A 16,560-nucleotide genomic window follows, 5' to 3' on the forward strand; every position below is an offset into this window, starting at 1 on the left:
CCCAATTCGATTTTTTTCGCAACACATCCACCTGCATCGTGAGTTCACCGATCTTAGCCCGAGCCTCCTGCAACTCTTTCTCCAGCTCCTGCTCCCTCGTAGAGGGTCCGGACTGAAGCCCAGCCCGTCCACCAGTCAGGAACGCTTCACGCCACCTGTAATACAGACTCTGGGCCACGCCATGCCGCCGACATACCTCGCTGATATTCGCACCGGGCATCATGCCCTCGAGCACGATGTTCATCTTCTCGTCCACTGTCCACTTACGTCCCGGCATCATAAACACCTCTACTTCATCTTAACCCATCCCTTCTGTCTGGGTTGACTCTGGGGCCAGTATATGGGCCGTTCAATATGGAGAAGCCACCTCACCGGGAACGAAGGACAGGCCGCTCCATCCCGGTGAGGTGGTGAAACAGACTTGCAACCTACGCTTACAAGCATGTTACGCTATACCAATACGACGGGGTTCGTACGGGTATGGGGGGGGTGTAAATGAATTTTTGTTATGTATATTATTTTAAAATGGTATATATTTACTAAAAAGTTGGCGAAGCTTTCATTTCAAATCAGGGGATGAACTGGTATAGGGCGCATCGGTGGCGGCAGAACGAGGCAGACTGACGGTGTCGGGAAAGGAGGTCGCTCCATGTACGATGAGGTACGGGGCATGCACACGTGTTTCGTATGCCGCCGCGCGATGACGTGGGTCGCCCATCTATATGGTGGCAACATCATCGCACACGGCGCGGAGATTGTCGGTGGCGTGACAGTGACCGGTGAACGCGCACAGGACAACACAGTGCCGCTCGAGGTCAAACTGGTGTGTCCGGCGTGCGGGGCCAACAACAGCTTCCCGCATACCCATACGGTGCAGTAGCGGCGATGCAACGCCGGGATCGCGTGCTGGTACTCATGAATGGCTGCCGGATGGCAAGCGCACATGCTTCGTGGTTGTGGCGTAAACCCTTTTCAGGGTGCTCAGATCTGCCTCCGTGAGCTTGTCATCCGGATGCTTGAGGTAGGGACCGACCGGCAACACGCGAAACTTGGTGTGTCCATGATGGCGATATTTGTGCACCCATGTGGGGACGGTTCTCACGCGTTCCAGCGTGACGCCCTCATTATCCTTGCGGACGGTGAGATAGACAATCGCACCGCTGCTTGAGTGCAGTCCCGCCATCATCCGGTCGGAAATGAAATTTCCGAGGGAATAGATGACGAAGCGCCGCGCTTTGCGTCCCGACGCATCGCGCACCGTTTCCAGAGCCATGGGTTGCAGAACGTGGGGATGGGCGTCGAACACGATGTCTGCGCCTCGATGAAACAGGTCTTTCACCAACGCTTTTTGTTTATCGTTGGGATACCGGTGAAATTCTTGCCCGAAATGCAGCGCGACGATGGCCAGGTCGGCTTGGCGTTTCAGGCGGCGAAGGTCGGCGTACATTTTGGCGCGCCGAATGCGGTTGACCGCCCACGCCATATCCGCGGGCACCGAGATTCCATTGGTCCCGTAGGTGTAGGAAAGAATGCCAATCCGGATGCCTTTGACATTGCGGATCAACAGTTCTTGAGACTCGCGCTTCGAACGATAGGTTCCCGTGTGGTGCAGCTCCGCCGCATCGAGGATATTGAGCGTTCTTCGAAGCCCTCGAATGCCCCGGTCCATACAGTGATTGTTCGCGGTGGTGACCACATCGATCCCGGCTCGTTTGAGCGCTCAGGCCAGCTCGTCCGGGCAAACCGGTTTTTGGATTCTTTTTTGGTAGGCTGACTCGCGACCGGACAATGTCGTTTCCAGGTTCGCAATGGTCAGATCCGCCCGCTTCAGGTAAGGTGCAACCGGACGGAACATGCCGTCGAACGCGTAGGCGTTTCCGTCCGCCCGCTTCGCGGACTGAATTTGTGTCCTCCACATGAGGATATCCCCAACGGCCGCAATTTGGATGGTCGCCATGTTTATCCTCTCCCCGTGACTTCGCCCATCCGTCCAAGATCGATGGGGTTTCTTGCCATCCTATTCAGGCAACGGACGGACTGAACAGGGCGAATGGCCCATTCACAGATGCCGGCGACGACATATACTTGCCCAAGAGTTCATTCGTTTTCGTACCGGGGGGCGGGTGAGTGTGGAGAGAACACTCCGACTACAGCGGCCGGTTATCGCCATCACTGGCAGTGCGGGCAAATCGACCACGAAGGAAATGATTGCGTCTATCCTGTCCACGCGCTGGAAGATCTTCAAGTCTATAGATAATCGAAACTTCGTGAACCACACGCGAAAGTACGCGAAGAGCATCCGCCCATCGCATCGGGCGGTGGTACTGGAATACGGCATGGCCGGTCCACATCCGAAAGCACTGTCAGATCATCGAGCCGAACTACGCGGTCATCACCAACATTGGATCGGCGCACATCGGTGCGTTTGGCGGCGGCAATGTCTGCAGGTTGGTCCACGCGAAATCGGAACTGATTCGGTGGCTGAAGCCCACCGGGACGCTCGTGCTGAACCGTGATGACCGGAATACGCGCCTGGTGGACAAGGGGAGGTTTCACGGGAAAATCCTCACCATTGGGATCACGCATACCGCGGATTATCAGGCAACAAACGTCGCCTTCGCGGGCAGCGGAATGACCTTCCATGTGCACCTACACGGAAAGCGTGAACATTTTCGGATCCCCATTCTCGGCATGCACCACGTGTACAACGCGCTTTGCGCCATTGCCATCGCGGACGACATTGGGATTCTCGGCGGAGGAAATGCGCCCGGGGCTCCGAAATTACCGACGCATGCGCCACCGGATGACGATGTATCGGTTTCCGAACCGCCTCACGCTCATCGACGACAGCTACAGTTCGAATCCGCACGCGGCCAAAGCTGCCATTGACACGTTGGCACAAATGCCTGCCGCACCTGCCGCAACGAGAATCGCGGTGCTGGGGGCGATGGCCGCCCTCGGCGCTTACGCAGCACGTGGTCACCGGGAGGTCGGACGTCACCTGGCCAAGAAGAAAATATCCCAGGTGTACACATACGGCGCGCTCGCCAAGCAGATTGGCACCGCAGCCGTCCAGGCGGGGCTGGCGCCCGGACGGGTTCGGCACTTTACAAGCAAGGCGGCCCTGCACAGCCATCTGCTTCGAACCATTCAACCCAATACGGTGATTCTGGTGAAAGCGTCTCATTCCATCGGATTGATGGAAACGGCTGATTTCTTACGATCCCGCCTTGGCAAGAAGGCGTTTACCGGTTGATTCGCGGGGCGTACACCAATGCGCATTTTTCCCAAGCGAAAATCTATCGGTATACTGGATATGGCGCACCGTACGCGGGTATCACCGCGGCGGCGTGGTTCCGGGTTTGGACAAGCCCGGTGAGTTTCGCGAATGGAGGCCGCATCGATGAAAGACGTTGTCATCTCCGAATTCGAAGTCCGTTGGGGCGAATGCGATCCCGCGGGAATTATTTATCATCCCAACTACATCGACTGGTTTTCGGTGGCGCGCATGCGTTTCATCAAAGAAAATGGCCTGTCGTACATGGAGTCGTTTCATGATCAGGGGCTGGTCCTCGTGGTGATACAGGTTGGACTGAGCTGTAAGAAAACCCTGAGAGCGGAGGACAAAGCCTACGTCCACGCGCGCTTGGAAGTGTGCACGCGCACGCGGATGCAATTCCATTACGATGTGTACAACGAATCGGGGACGCTCTGCGCTTCCGGGTTCACGGAGCATGCCTTTGTGGACATTCCGACCAACAAAGCGGTCAACATTGCGAAGCGCAATCCGGAGTTGTGGGCGATTCTACAAGGTCTGCCCGTCACTCAGCCGGAAACACATTGACGCGGGACGGCAGATATGATATGATATCTGTTGTTCTCGATACGCGGCTGTAGCTCAGAGGGAGAGCACCACCTTGACACGGTGGGGGCCACAGGTTCGATTCCTGTCAGCCGCACCATGGTATATCGCAGGATGGAGACCGCGCCAAGGGGTTGGTGCGGTCTTTTTTTGGTCTCGTCTGTCTCCCATCGGCGCCTTCTCTTCGCAAGAGTGGTTAAAGTGGACTATTGTAGTCAACATTCATCTCTCCTATACTCTAGAAGGTGTGTTTGATAGGACAGAGGTGAAGACGACGATGGAAATGGAATCCACTCCAGTGGCGCAGGGGGCACGGGGCAGAGTCTCCTGGAAATCTCTCGGGGTTGCTCTGGCGACGTTTGGGCCCGGACTGATCGTGATGCTGGCGGATACGGATGCCGGATGTCTCGTGACCGCAGCACAGTCGGGTGCCCAGTGGGGCTACGCGATGGTGTTGCCGCAGCTGCTGCTCATTCCAATTCTTTATTTGATACAGGAAATCACCGTCCGGCTGGGGGCGGTGACCGGAAAAGGACACGGGGAGTTGATCCGCGAGCGGTTCGGGATGAAGTGGGCGGTTGTCTCAGTATCCACTTTGTTCCTGTCCGCTGTGGGCGCCTTGGTCACAGAATTCACGGGGATTGCCGGGGTTGGCAATCTGTTTGGCATTCCGCCCTGGTTCAGTGTTTCGGTGGCGACCGTGTTGCTGGTGGTGCTGGGGCTCACCGGCAGCTATCGACGCGTGGAACGCATTGGCATAGCTGTCGGGTTGTTCGAGTTGCTGCTGATTGTGGTTGCTTTGATGGCGCATCCGGAACCTGGCGAGGTCATGCGCGGACTTGCCACGGTGCCTTGGCACGACGCCAGTTACGTGTATTTGTTGGCAGCCAACGTGGGCGCCGTCATCATGCCGTGGATGATCTTCTACCAACAGGGAGCGGTGGTGGATCGCCGACTGACTGCCTCCGCGTTGAAAGGCCTGCGCTGGGATACGTTCATTGGGTCGATTGTGACGCAGATGATCATGATTGCCACAGTGGTGGTGATTGCGGCCACCATCGGACACCAACATCCGAATCAATCGCTGGACACGGTGGAGCAGATTGCGGACGGGTTGGTTCCCTATCTCGGATCGTTCGGTGGAAAAGTGATCTTCGGATTGGCCATGCTTGGCGCGTCGTTTGTGGCCGCATTGGTCGTCTCTCTCGCCGGCGCGTGGGGGGTCGGCGAAGTGTTTGGATTCAATCACAGTGTGAATCACTCATTCCGCGAGGCGAAGTGGTTCTACATCATCTATACCGCGGCGCATGTTGGCGGTGCGCTGCTGGTGTTCAGCGGGATAAACCTGGTTCGGCTGGATGTGGATACCGAGGTGATGAACGCGCTGCTGCTGCCCCTGGTACTTGGTTTCCTGCTGCTGTTGGAGGCCAAAGTGCTGCCGCCGCAATGGCGCATGAAAGGCTTGCATAAATGGGTGGTCTGGGCACTGTCCGTTGTCATCATGGGATTTGGGCTCTACATGGGTGTCCAGCTGTTGTTGTGAGGACTACAAAACCTCGGCGTTCACGGAGACCGCTCGCGCAGCACGCGCGAGCGGATTTTTTATGAATCGGGCGTGCGCCCGACAACGGGAGGAGGCGGGGGCATACGATGTGGCAATTCAAAAGGATCGGCAGGACGAGGACGAATGGCAAACATTCGTCTACAACCGTTTTTTCGCCTGTTTCTGGCACTTCTCTGGCGTGACGAACCGGTGGGCAAGTATAAGCACGTTTCGGTCCGCTCCATACTGTAGTAGACGATGATGACGGACGGGGTGTCTTGCCCCAGGAAGGACTGATGGATGTGCCCATGCTACAATTCGATTCACCACAAGCGTTGTCCGCGTTCCGGGCGAAAATGGAAGCGGCAGGATTGGCAGTGCACCCGGTGGACAGCCATCCCCTCGTTGTTTCTCTGGACGTGGACAAGGACACGCAGCCTCTCCTGGTGCAGACGTTGGTCGATTTTGTGTTCAACGACTGGTGCTGCCTCTACCTTTGCCAACACATGGCGGAGGCGTACGACTATTTGACGGAAGATGAACGGGAGTACATTGCGCTGCTGACCCTGCATGGCCTACGCACCAGCGATGCGCGATGGGACGGATTGACGGCAGGAGAGTGGAGACACCAGGTGACAGCCGCAGTGCAATCGCAGCTGGCGAATGGGGCGGCCGAAACTCCGCTCAACATGGGTGGACTCGCGCGGTTTCGCGCCAGGGGCTTTCTGCGGGCTCTGGATCTGGCGCTGAAGGACGCGGTGGAACAATTTCTCGCGGACAAGGAGTACGAGGAGTTTGTCGCCATGCTCCGCTACATGCTGGACGCACAGCCGCCCACCATGCAGGTGCTGCACGTATACTGCACCGATGACCGCGTGTGGATCACCGACGCCGCCGGTAAACTGGTTCGCGATCCGGCCGTGGCCGACGCGGCCGCCCAAGTTTCCGATGGCGAAGATGTCAATGCCGAAGACCTTGCCATGAGCATCCTCATCACCCACGCGCCCTGCGCCATCATCATTCACGACTTGACGGTTGCGGCGCCCTGGCCGAGTTTTGCCGAAACCGTGGAAAAAGTGTTCATAGCCCGCGCCACGCGGTGCGGGAATTGTTCCACTTGCCGGCAGCTGCAGGTGGGCGCGGACGCGGCGCGTGACACCGCCGCGCCGCGGCGGGCGCTGCCGAAAGAACGACCGTAGGTCGGAATTGACGAGATCAGAAAAGTATGATAATTTTTCTTTGCACATCCATGAAACCGGTTTATGAAACTGTATCATTCACATCTCCGTTAGAAGTGAGGTGAGAAGGTAGTTTGCGCGTGACAATCCGAGACGTTGCCGAACGTGCCGGGGTTTCACCCGCGACCGTGTCACGAGTTCTCAACAAGCCGGAGATGGTCGAGGAAGAAACGAAAGAGCGCGTGCGCGAAGCCATGGATGCGTTGAACTTCCAGCCCAACGCGCTGGCGCGGGGGTTGAGCACACAGCGGTTTGACACCATTGGACTGGTGGTGCCCGGCATCACGGACCTTTTCTTCAACGAATTGTATCGCGGCATCCACGAGGCCAGTCGGGCACACGGCTTGAAGGTGCTGTTGTTTGACTCCCAGCACTCTCGTCACCAGGCGCTGGAGGGATTCACGTTTCTGCACCAACATCAGGTGAACGGCATTATATTTACGAGCAAGTTGGTGACGGAGGATTTCGATCCGGTGCTGGAACGCATCGGCATCCCCGTGGCGCTGGTGTTGACCCAATCGCAGGGGCGCGTCAAGTTGCCCGCATTCAAGGTGGACGACGTGCGAGCGGTCTTTGATTCGGTGAGCTATCTGGTGGCGCGAGGGCATCGGCGGATTGGTATGATTGCGGGACAGCACGAGGACGACATCACGGGTTCTCTTCGTTTGGAAGGATTCCTGCAGGCCCATCGATTTTACCAGTTGCCCGTTCTTGAGGGCCAGGTACAGTACGGGGACTATCGGTTTGCGGGCGGCTACCAGGCCATGATGCGAATGTTGGAGCACATGGAGTCGCTTCGCCTCACTGCCATCTGTGCGGCCAGCGATGAAATGGCCTTGGGCGCCATGCGATGCCTGTATGACCAGGGATACCGGGTGCCGCAGGACCTGTCCGTGATTGGCTTTGACGACCTGTCGATTGCGCAAATGGTGACGCCGACGCTGACCACGGTCCGGCAGCCGTTCGCGGAGATTGGGGCCCGTGCAGTGGAATGGCTGGTGCGGGCGAGCGGCGGGATTCAGCCGGACAACGGCGTGTGTTATCTCGGGCATGAAATTGTGGAGCGTGAATCGGTTCGGTCCATCGCCACATAAGCGAACGTTACGAATCATGAAAACGCTTGCATGATGCGATGCGGGGAGGAATGTATGTGAAGAAAAAGGCCAGCAAGACTTGGTGGCATACGGGAACTGCGGTGGTTCTCGGCACGGGGTTGCTCGCCGGCTGCGGGGGTGCGAGCGGCAACAGTCAGGGAGAGGGAAATTCTTCGGGTGGAGGGAATGGCAGTTCTGTGGTGGACTACAGCCACGCCAGTGGGCAAATTGTCTTTGCCGCGTCACCCGTCGGGAATGGAAATCAGAACATCATTCCGATTCTGGTCCAGCAGTTTGAAAAATCGCATCCGGACATCAAGGTGCAATTGGTTAACCAGAGCACCGATACGGACACCAATCGCGCCAGTCTGACCACGCAAATCGGCGGTGGCTCGGCAACACCGGACGTGTACATGGGCGACGTGGTGTGGCCTGCGCAGTTTGCCGCCTCCGGTCTGGCGGAGCCGTTGAGCAAAGTGCTGCCAAGCAGTTTCTGGAACCGATTCTCCAACGGTCTCGTCAGCGGGGCGACGTATAAAGGCCAGGTGTACGCGGCGCCGTTCTTTGTCGATTCCTCGTTTCTCTACTACCGAAAGGATCTCTTGGACAAGGCGCACCTGCCCGTCCCAACCAGTTGGGAACAGGTGCAACAGGAAAGCGAGCAGCTCCAGAAACAAGGGTTGGTCAAGTACGGGTTCGTATGGCAGGGCGCATCGTATGAAGGGTTGACCTGCGATTTCATGGAGTTTCTCACCGATGCCGGCGGCAAGGTGCTGGATTCGAGCGGCAAAGCGGCCCTCGATTCACCGGAGGCAAACAAGGCGCTCACATTCATGAAGGGGCTGGTGGATTCCGGGGTGTCTCCGAAGTCGGAGGTGACGTTCCAGGAACCGCAGGCAGAGGACGCCTTTCTACAGGGCAGCGCGGCATTTCTCCGCAACTGGTCGTACGCCTGGAATGACTCGCAGAATCCGAGCACCTCAAAAGTGGTTGGCAAAGTGGGGGTGACGGTGCTGCCAACGTTTGGTGGAGGCGGTGGATACAGCTACGTGGGCGGCTGGGACCTGTATGTCAATCCACACACCAAGAACATGGCGGCGGCACTGGCGTTCATCGACTGGATGACGGGAACCGAGGGACAGAAGATCCTGTCGCAGCTGGAGATTCCCACAAACGCCAGCGTGGCTTCGGATCCGTCTGTTCAGTCCAAAAACCCGATTTACGCGCTGGCAAGCAAGACGCACTACGTATCGCGGCCGGTGCAGAGTTCCAATTATCCGCAGATCTCGCAGGCCATCTACACCAATGTCAACGCTGTCCTGGCGGGCAGTGAGAGTGTTGCCGACGCGTTGAAGAAAGCGCAGCAGCAAATTGCGCAGGTGCAGAGTTCCGGCGGAGGATTGTGATGATGGGATGGGGTGGCCGCGCAGGGGCCACCCCGTTGGAGGTGTCAGGATGAACCTGCCTGTTGTGACGCAATCTCAGGTGGCCCACCGTTCCCTCCAACAGGGGGACAGGACCTCGGGGTACGTGCTGCTGCTGCCGTCGCTGCTGGTGATTTGCGCGGTGACGCTGTTTCCCATCCTGTATTCCGTGTGGATGAGCTTGAACCAGGTCAATCTCACAGAAAACGGCTATCAGTTGCAATTTGACGGCCTGGCAAACTATAACATCCTGGTGCACAGTGGCGTGTTTTGGCACAGCGTTTGGTTCACGGTGTACTACGCGATTGTGACCGTGGCGGTGGAGTTGGTGCTCGGAACGCTGATTGCCTTGGCCATTCAGAACGTGCAGGCGCTGAAGGGCCTGTCACTGGTCGTGATGCTCATTCCGTGGTCCCTCATCACCGTGGTCTCGGCAGAGATGTGGTCGTACATCTACAACGGGGTGTACGGTATCTTGAATGCGCTGCTGCAAGCCTTGCACCTCATCGGCGCGCCGGTCACGTGGCTTGGCACGCCGACGCTGGCGGTGGTGTCGATGATGGCCGCGGACATTTGGAAGACCACGCCGTTCGTGGTGATTATCGTGCTGGGCGGACTGCAGATGATTCCGGCGGAGTATTTTGAAGCCGCGTATATCGACGGAGCGAACCGATGGCAAGTCTTCTGGCATGTGACGTTTCCGCTGTTGCGCGGGAGTTTGGCGCTGGCCGGGCTGTTCCGCATCCTGCAGGCGTTTGGCGTATTTGACCTGCCCTTCGTCCTGACCAACGGGGGACCGGGCAATGCGACGCAATCGTTGGCCATCTTGGGAGAGGAATCGCTGTTCCAAAATCTGCACTTCGGCGTTGGGTCCGCTATTGCCGTCAGCACGGTCATCCTCGTGTTGGGGGCATGCCTCTTGTTCTTATCCGTGTTTCAGTCACTGGTCCGGGGGGAATCGGCATGAAGCAAACGAAGGGAGAGCGCGTGGTTGGATACGGGGTGCTGATTTTGTTCTTGCTCGCCATTCTCCTGCCCTTCTTCTGGATGATTGTGACGTCGTTCAAGCCGAATACGGAAATCAGCGCCTATCCGCCGACGGTATGGCCGGTGCATTGGACCATGGAACACTATCAAAATGCCTTGGGGCGTTTTCATTTTCTCACGTACGTTCGCAACAGCGTCGTGGTGGCGGTGATCACCACCGCCTGCGTGTTGGCGCTGTCCAGCATGGCGGGCTTTGCCATTGCCAGGCTGCCCATTCGCGGAAAGACGCCCATGTTGATGGGGCTTTTGATGATCTCCACGTTTCCGCCGATTGCCATGGTCACCACGCTGTACATGATGATGCGCTGGCTCGGATGGCTCAACTCGTACCAGGCCCTCATCATCTCCTACACCGCCATCAACCTGCCGTTTGCCATTTGGATTCTCCGGAACTACTTCCTGCAGGTGCCGATGGCGTTGTTTGAGGCGGCCAAGATGGACGGGGCCGGTCCGTTCCAAACCTTTTATCGCATCTTCTTGCCGTTGACCACGCCCGGGTTGTTTGCGGCGGCGGTGTTCACCTTCGTCGCTTCGTGGACGGAGTTCTTCATGGCGTTTGTGTTCAACTCATCCGACCAGATGCGTACCATACCGGTCGGAATTGCGCTGTTCAGCAGTCAGTTCAGCGTACCGTACGGAGACATTTTTGCGGGTTCCATCATCTCGGTGCTGCCCATCGTCATTCTGGTCGTAATCTTCCGGCGCTGGATTGTCTCCGGTCTCACTCAGGGGGCGGTGAAAGGTTGATGCCGGATGGCTGTAAAGGAGGTTGTCCCATGCAAAAACGAGCTTGGTGGAAAGAAGCGGTGGTATACCAGATTTACCCGCGCAGCTTCATGGACAGCAATGGCGACGGGATTGGCGACCTGAACGGCATTCGGAGCCGGTTGGATTATCTGCAAACCCTCGGGGTGGACGTCGTCTGGCTGTGCCCGGTGTACGATTCTCCGAACGATGACAACGGGTACGACATCCGGGATTATTACAGCATCATGCGTGAATTCGGCACGATGCAGGATTTCGAAGTGTTGCTTGCGGACCTGCACGAACGTGGCATGAAGTTGGTGATGGACCTGGTGGTCAACCACACCTCCGACGAACACGCGTGGTTCCAAGCATCGAGATCCAGTCGGGACAATCCGTACCGCGACTGGTACATCTGGCGTCCCGGCCGGGATGGGCGGGAGCCCAACAACTGGGCTTCGCACTTTTCCGGATCGGCCTGGGAATGGACGGAAGAGACGGACGAGTACTACCTGCACCTGTTTTCCCGCAAGCAACCGGACCTGAATTGGGAGAACGAAGCGGTGCGCAACGCCGTGTACGATATGATGCAGTGGTGGCTGGACAAGGGCATTGACGGATTCCGGATGGATGTCATCAACGCCATCTCGAAAGTGCCGGGCCTGCCGGATGCGCCGAATCCGACGGGGGCCCGCTACGCCTGGGGCGGCCAATTTTTCTACAATGGCCCAAAGGTGCACGACTACCTTCGGGAAATGTACCATCGCGTCCTGTCCAAATACGACATCATGACGGTGGGAGAAACGGGCCAGGTGACGACGGCGGACGCCATTCTCTACGCCGGTGAGGACCGGGGCGAGTTGAATATGGTGTTTCAGTTTGAACACATGGATCTCGACAGTGGCCCCGGCGGCAAGTGGGATGTGCGCCCCTGGCGGCTGTCCGACCTCAAGCAGGTGATGACGCGCTGGCAAAAAGATCTGTACGGCAAGGCCTGGAACAGTTTGTACCTGAACAACCACGACCAGCCGCGCGCCGTGTCAAGGTTTGGAGACGACGGCAAGTACCGCGTGGTCTCGGCGAAGATGCTCGCCACGTTCCTCCACCTGCAACAGGGAACCCCGTACATCTATCAGGGAGAGGAAATTGGCATGACCAACGTGGCATTCTCGGACATCTCCGATTACCGCGACGTGGAAATTCTCAACCTGTGGCGGGAACGCGTGGTGGAGGGCGGTGAAGATCCGACGTCCATTCTGGCCGCCATTCACAAGAAAGGGCGAGACAACGCCCGAACGCCCATGCAGTGGGACGACTCCAAGCACGCCGGGTTCACGACGGGTACGCCCTGGATTCGCGTGAATCCCAATTATCGACGGATTCACGTCAAGGAGGCGCTGGCGAACCCGGATTCCGTGCTTCACTATTATCGAACACTGATTGCGCTGCGAAAAGCCCATCCCATCGTCGTCTACGGGCGCTACGATTTGGTTGCCGCCGACCATCCGCAGGTGTACGCCTACACTCGCACGCTGGATGACGAAGTCTGGCTGGTCATCTGCAACTTCACAGCGGAGGAGGTTTCCTTCGACTGGCCCGAGGAAGTACCGACGAGCGAACCGGAGTTTTTGATTGGCAATTATCCGGAGCAGGAGGGAGACATTCGGCGCATGCAGCTCCGGCCGTACGAATGCCGGGTGTACCGGGCGTGAGCGGGCACGGATGGACTTGCGCCGGCGCCATGGGCCGAAGCGGCTTGACAAACGCGGGCTCGGTTCGGTACACTGACTCAAAATCACTTCGTTAAAGCGTTGAGGAAAGACGCGCCCCAGTCACCGGTTGACCAGAGACGGGGTACCACCGGCTGAAAGTACCTTGCAACGCGGAACTGGCGGACACCACTTTCCGAGCTGTCACCGGGGAGATTGCATCAAAACGGTGGCCGGGGCGAACGTTATACGCACAGGAGGGCGCGTGGGCATTGACCCCGCGCTGAAATTGGGTGGAACCACGGGAATCACGTTCTCGTCCCTTTGCGGACGGGAACGTTTTTATTTTCCAAGCTGTGAGACAGATAAGGAGTGTAGAGAGATGGCGAGTGTGCAGGTACGCTTGAAAGATGGATCCGTTCGGACGTACGAAGCCGGCACCACCTATGCCGAGATTGCGGCCTCCATCAGTTCCGGGTTGGCCCGCGAAGCGGTGGCGGCAAAGGTCAATGGACAGGTGGTGGATTTGTCCCGCACGGTGGAGCAGGATGTCGAACTGGAACTGCTGACCCTCAAAGATCCCGAAGGTGTGGACGTCATGCGCCACACGTGCGCGCACGTGATGGCGCAGGCGGTGGCGCGGCTCTTTCCCGGCACCAAGTTCGCCATTGGCCCGGTGATTGAGAACGGATTTTACTACGATTTTGCGGATCATGTGTTCACCCCAGAGGATTTGCCAAAGATTGAAGAAGAAATGCGCAAAATCATCCAGGCCGATTACCCCGTGACGCGCGAAGTGCTGACGCGGGATGAGGCGTTGGCCATGTTCCGGGAGCGCGAGGATCGGTTTAAGGTGGAAATTATCGAGGATCTGCCGGCGGACGAGACGTTGACCATCTACCGCCAAGGGGAGTTCGTGGATCTCTGCCGCGGACCGCATCTGCCGTCGACCGGTCGCATCAAGGTGTTCCAATTGATGTCCATCGCCGGCGCGTACTGGCGGGGCGATGCGTCGCGCGAACAGCTCACGCGCATTTACGCGGCGGCGTTCGCGAAGAAATCGGAGCTGGATGCTCACCTGGCCCGTTTGGAAGAAGCGCGTCAGCGCGACCATCGCAAGCTCGGCAAGGAGCTGGGCATCTTCATGCTGTCGAAGGAGGTCGGCCAAGGCCTGCCGCTGTGGCTGCCGCGAGGCGCCAAGGTTCGCCGGGTGATTGAACGCTACATCGTGGACCTGGAGGAGCGCCTCGGCTACCACCACGTCTACACGCCGCACCTGGCCAGCCTGGAATTGTACAAGATATCCGGACACTGGGAACACTACCACGAGGACATGTATCCGCCGATGCAGTTGGACAATGAGGAATTGGTCCTTCGGCCGATGAATTGCCCACACCACATGATGGTGTTCCGCTCCGAGATGCACAGTTATCGGGATTTGCCGCTGCGCATCGCTGAACTGGGTACCATGCATCGCTACGAAATGTCGGGGGCGTTGGCTGGTTTGCAGCGCGTGCGGTTGATGACGCTGAACGACGCGCACATTTTCCTGCGTCCGGATCAGATTCAGGACGAGTTCACCCGCGTGGTGAAGCTGATTGAACGAGTTTACAAGGATTTCGGCATCAAGGACTACTACTACCGGCTGTCCTTCCGCGATCCGGAAGACAAAGTGAAGTATGTGCAGAACGATGAGATGTGGGAGAAGGCGCAGGCGATGTTGAAGCAGGCGATGGACGAGATGGGTCTGCCATACGTCGAAGCACCGGGCGAGGCGGCGTTCTACGGGCCGAAGTTGGATGTACAGGTGAAGACCGCGCTCGGCAAAGACGAGACCCTGTCCACCGTCCAGCTCGACTTCCACCTGCCGAATCGTTTCGGCCTCGAGTACATCGGCGAGGACGGCAAGCCGCATCGGCCCGTGGTGATTCACCGCGGCATTGTGGGCACCATGGAGCGGTTTGTCGCCTTCCTGCTGGAGCAGTACAAAGGGGCGTTCCCGACCTGGCTGGCGCCGGAGCAGGTGCGGATTGCCACGGTGGCGGAAGACTTCGTTCCGTATGCGGAACAGGTGGCGGAAACGCTCAAATCTGCCGGTTTCCGCGCGGAGGTGGACCAGCGGCCGGAGAAGATTGGGTACAAGATTCGCCAGTCGCAGGTGGAAAAAATCCCATACACCCTAGTCGTGGGCGCGAAGGAAGCGGAGCATGGAACGCTCAGTGTCCGCCGTTACGGCCAGGGCGATCTCGGCGCGATGTCGACGGAGGAATTTATCGCTCGCCTGCGCGAAGAGGTGGACACCAAGGCGCTGTTGGTTGAATCCTGAGGCCGGCCGAGATCTGCGCCCTTGACGAAAGGGCATAGAGGGTTTAAACTGGTACACGTATGGCATCTTCATATGCGAGACAAGTAGAAGCGATGGCTTCTCACCTTGTGGGCGTGGGCCGACGGGTTCCTTTCTCCAAATCAGCATTGGCTGCCGCACGAGCCATGCGGCGGCAGGATGCACGTGTGTGAGTGAGAGAGGCGCGGATTCCCATCCGCGCCGTTTTTATGGCCAGGAAGATGTCCCATTTCACTCTGGAGGTGACAGGGTATTAGCAAAGACGATTTTCAAGTCAACGACGGAATTCGTGCGCGCGAAGTGCGTGTCATCGACGTCGACGGCACGCAGCTCGGAATCATGAACGTGCGCGATGCACGACGGATTGCTGAAGAAAAGAATCTTGATCTCGTGAATGTGGCACCGACGGCGCGGCCGCCTGTATGTCGCATCATGGACTACGGCAAGTTCAAGTACGAGCAGAGCAAGAAGGAAAAAGAAGCTCGGAAGAATCAGAAGGTCGTGGTCTTGAAGGAAGTGCGGATGACGCCCAACATCGAAGACCATGATTTCCAGGTGAAGTTGAAAAACGTCATCAAGTTTTTGCAGGATGGCGACAAGGTCAAGGTGACCGTGCGTTTCCGCGGGCGGGAAATCACGCACGCAAACATTGGGCACCAGCTGTTGACGCGTCTGGCGGAAGGCGCGAAGGAGTTGGGCGCGATGGAACGTGCGCCGAGGCTGGAAGGACGCCACATGATTATGATTCTGGCTCCGAAGCAGCAAAGCAATGCGTGATGCATGAGGATTCTGTCGTGCACTTGCCCTGCACCCTGTGAATGCACCGGAGAAAATGGTCAATGAAACGGAGGATATTCATATGCCGAAAATGAAGACGCACAGCGGTCTGTCCAAGCGTGTGAAGCGGACCGCGTCCGGTCAACTGAAACGTGCCCACGCGTTCGCCTACCACAAGGCGGAGGGCAAGAGTGCGAAGCGCAAGCGTCATCTGCGCGGAACCACTGGGGTTTCCACGAGTGATTTTCGCCGCATCAAGGATATGGTGGCTTATCTGAAGTAAGGACAGCGCCGAAATCCATCGCGGTAAACCAGTCTGATTGCCGATGAATAGGGAGGAAGAACGAAATGGCACGAGTGAAAGGCGGCGTGGTGACGCGCCGACGTCATAAGAAAATCTTGAAGCTGGCCCGGGGCTATCGTGGATCGAAGCACCGCTTGTTCCGTACGGCGAAGCAGCAGGTGATGAAGTCCCTGATGTACGCCTATCGCGACCGTCGCGTCCGCAAGCGCGACTTCCGTCGCCTGTGGATTCAGCGGATTAACGCAGCGGCGCGCCTGAACGGTTTGTCCTACAGCCGTTTCATGTACGGATTGAAGTTGGCGGGGGTTGATGTGAATCGCAAGATGCTGGCCGACCTGGCGGTTGCGGACAGCAAGGCGTTCACCGAACTGGCCAACGTGGCAAAATCAAAACTGCAAGCCTGAGAATGGCTGCCTGGAGCATCCGCTTCGGGGCACCGGACAAGGCAGAGGACCGGCCGTTTGACGGCCGGTT

The 16,560-nt window shown here is 57.9% G+C and carries 15 protein-coding genes, 1 tRNA gene and 2 pseudogenes; 16 read left to right on the forward strand and 2 right to left on the reverse strand.

All coding sequences use genetic code 11. The features are described 5' to 3' along the window. Window positions 1-277 (reverse strand): transposase (locus G463_RS0112665; RefSeq protein ID WP_026975470.1); only part of this gene is annotated, 277 nt, incomplete at its 3' end. A 372-nt stretch (window positions 278-649) separates the two neighbouring features. Between G463_RS0112665 and G463_RS0112670 the strand changes: the two genes are divergently transcribed. Then, window positions 650-880: a hypothetical protein gene (locus G463_RS0112670; protein ID WP_026975471.1), complete on the forward strand. Its 231-nt coding sequence runs from the start codon at window positions 650-652 to the stop codon at window positions 878-880. A 33-nt stretch (window positions 881-913) separates the two neighbouring features. Here the strand turns inward: G463_RS0112670 and G463_RS20290 are convergent. Beyond that, window positions 914-1,957: pseudogene (locus G463_RS20290) on the reverse strand (CapA family protein). A 247-nt stretch (window positions 1,958-2,204) separates the two neighbouring features. Between G463_RS20290 and G463_RS22380 the strand changes: the two are divergent. The 15 genes and pseudogenes from G463_RS22380 to rplT form a co-directional block, all read left to right on the forward strand. After that, a pseudogene (locus G463_RS22380) lies at window positions 2,205-2,673 on the forward strand (Mur ligase family protein); the annotation flags it as partial. An 88-nt stretch (window positions 2,674-2,761) separates the two neighbouring features. Beyond that, on the forward strand, window positions 2,762-3,256 hold the full coding sequence (locus G463_RS22390) for a glutamate ligase domain-containing protein (RefSeq protein ID WP_245575905.1): 495 nt from the start codon (window positions 2,762-2,764) through the stop codon (window positions 3,254-3,256). A gap of 147 nt (window positions 3,257-3,403) precedes the next feature. Next, entirely contained in the window at window positions 3,404-3,844 is a 441-nt protein-coding gene (locus tag G463_RS0112690; RefSeq protein WP_026975474.1) for an acyl-CoA thioesterase, read from the forward strand. Window positions 3,845-3,887: 43 nt separating this feature from the next. After that, window positions 3,888-3,962: transfer RNA gene (locus G463_RS0112695), tRNA-Val, on the forward strand. A gap of 177 nt (window positions 3,963-4,139) precedes the next feature. Further along, complete coding sequence (locus tag G463_RS0112700; RefSeq protein WP_084171649.1) at window positions 4,140-5,405, forward strand: NRAMP family divalent metal transporter; 1,266 nt, start codon at window positions 4,140-4,142, stop codon at window positions 5,403-5,405. A gap of 308 nt (window positions 5,406-5,713) precedes the next feature. Then, the gene (gene ytxC / locus G463_RS21845; RefSeq protein WP_169725477.1) at window positions 5,714-6,604 is read left to right on the forward strand and encodes a sporulation protein YtxC; all 891 of its coding nucleotides are present in this window, start codon (window positions 5,714-5,716) and stop codon (window positions 6,602-6,604) included. Between the two features lie 119 nt (window positions 6,605-6,723). After that, the gene (locus G463_RS0112710) at window positions 6,724-7,737 is read left to right on the forward strand and encodes a LacI family DNA-binding transcriptional regulator (protein ID WP_245575906.1); all 1,014 of its coding nucleotides are present in this window, start codon (window positions 6,724-6,726) and stop codon (window positions 7,735-7,737) included. A 50-nt stretch (window positions 7,738-7,787) separates the two neighbouring features. Then, window positions 7,788-9,143, forward strand: coding sequence for an ABC transporter substrate-binding protein (locus G463_RS20305; RefSeq protein WP_084171651.1), 1,356 nt, complete (start codon window positions 7,788-7,790; stop codon window positions 9,141-9,143). 49 nt (window positions 9,144-9,192) lie between these two features. Next, window positions 9,193-10,128, forward strand: coding sequence for a carbohydrate ABC transporter permease (locus G463_RS0112720; protein ID WP_026975477.1), 936 nt, complete (start codon window positions 9,193-9,195; stop codon window positions 10,126-10,128). After that, entirely contained in the window at window positions 10,125-10,955 is an 831-nt protein-coding gene (locus G463_RS0112725; protein ID WP_026975478.1) for a carbohydrate ABC transporter permease, read from the forward strand. The genes G463_RS0112720 and G463_RS0112725 overlap by 4 nt, the downstream gene beginning before the upstream one ends. Before the next feature lie 29 nt (window positions 10,956-10,984). Then, window positions 10,985-12,664 (forward strand): glycoside hydrolase family 13 protein, encoded by a 1,680-nt coding sequence (locus tag G463_RS0112730; protein WP_026975479.1) that lies wholly within the window; start codon window positions 10,985-10,987, stop codon window positions 12,662-12,664. Between the two features lie 379 nt (window positions 12,665-13,043). Continuing rightward, entirely contained in the window at window positions 13,044-14,987 is a 1,944-nt protein-coding gene (thrS, locus tag G463_RS0112735; RefSeq protein WP_026975480.1) for a threonine--tRNA ligase, read from the forward strand. Window positions 14,988-15,257: 270 nt separating this feature from the next. Continuing rightward, window positions 15,258-15,782, forward strand: a complete 525-nt coding sequence (gene infC / locus G463_RS0112740; RefSeq protein ID WP_084171653.1) for a translation initiation factor IF-3 — start codon at window positions 15,258-15,260, stop codon at window positions 15,780-15,782. Between the two features lie 82 nt (window positions 15,783-15,864). Next, entirely contained in the window at window positions 15,865-16,065 is a 201-nt protein-coding gene (gene rpmI, locus G463_RS0112745; protein ID WP_026975482.1) for a 50S ribosomal protein L35, read from the forward strand. Window positions 16,066-16,130: 65 nt separating this feature from the next. Then, window positions 16,131-16,490 (forward strand): 50S ribosomal protein L20, encoded by a 360-nt coding sequence (gene rplT, locus G463_RS0112750; RefSeq protein WP_026975483.1) that lies wholly within the window; start codon window positions 16,131-16,133, stop codon window positions 16,488-16,490. Window positions 16,491-16,560: the final 70 nt, after the last annotated feature.

Source organism: Alicyclobacillus contaminans DSM 17975 (assembly GCF_000429525.1).
GTDB classification, from domain to species: Bacteria; Bacillota; Bacilli; order Alicyclobacillales; family Alicyclobacillaceae; genus Alicyclobacillus_A; species Alicyclobacillus_A contaminans.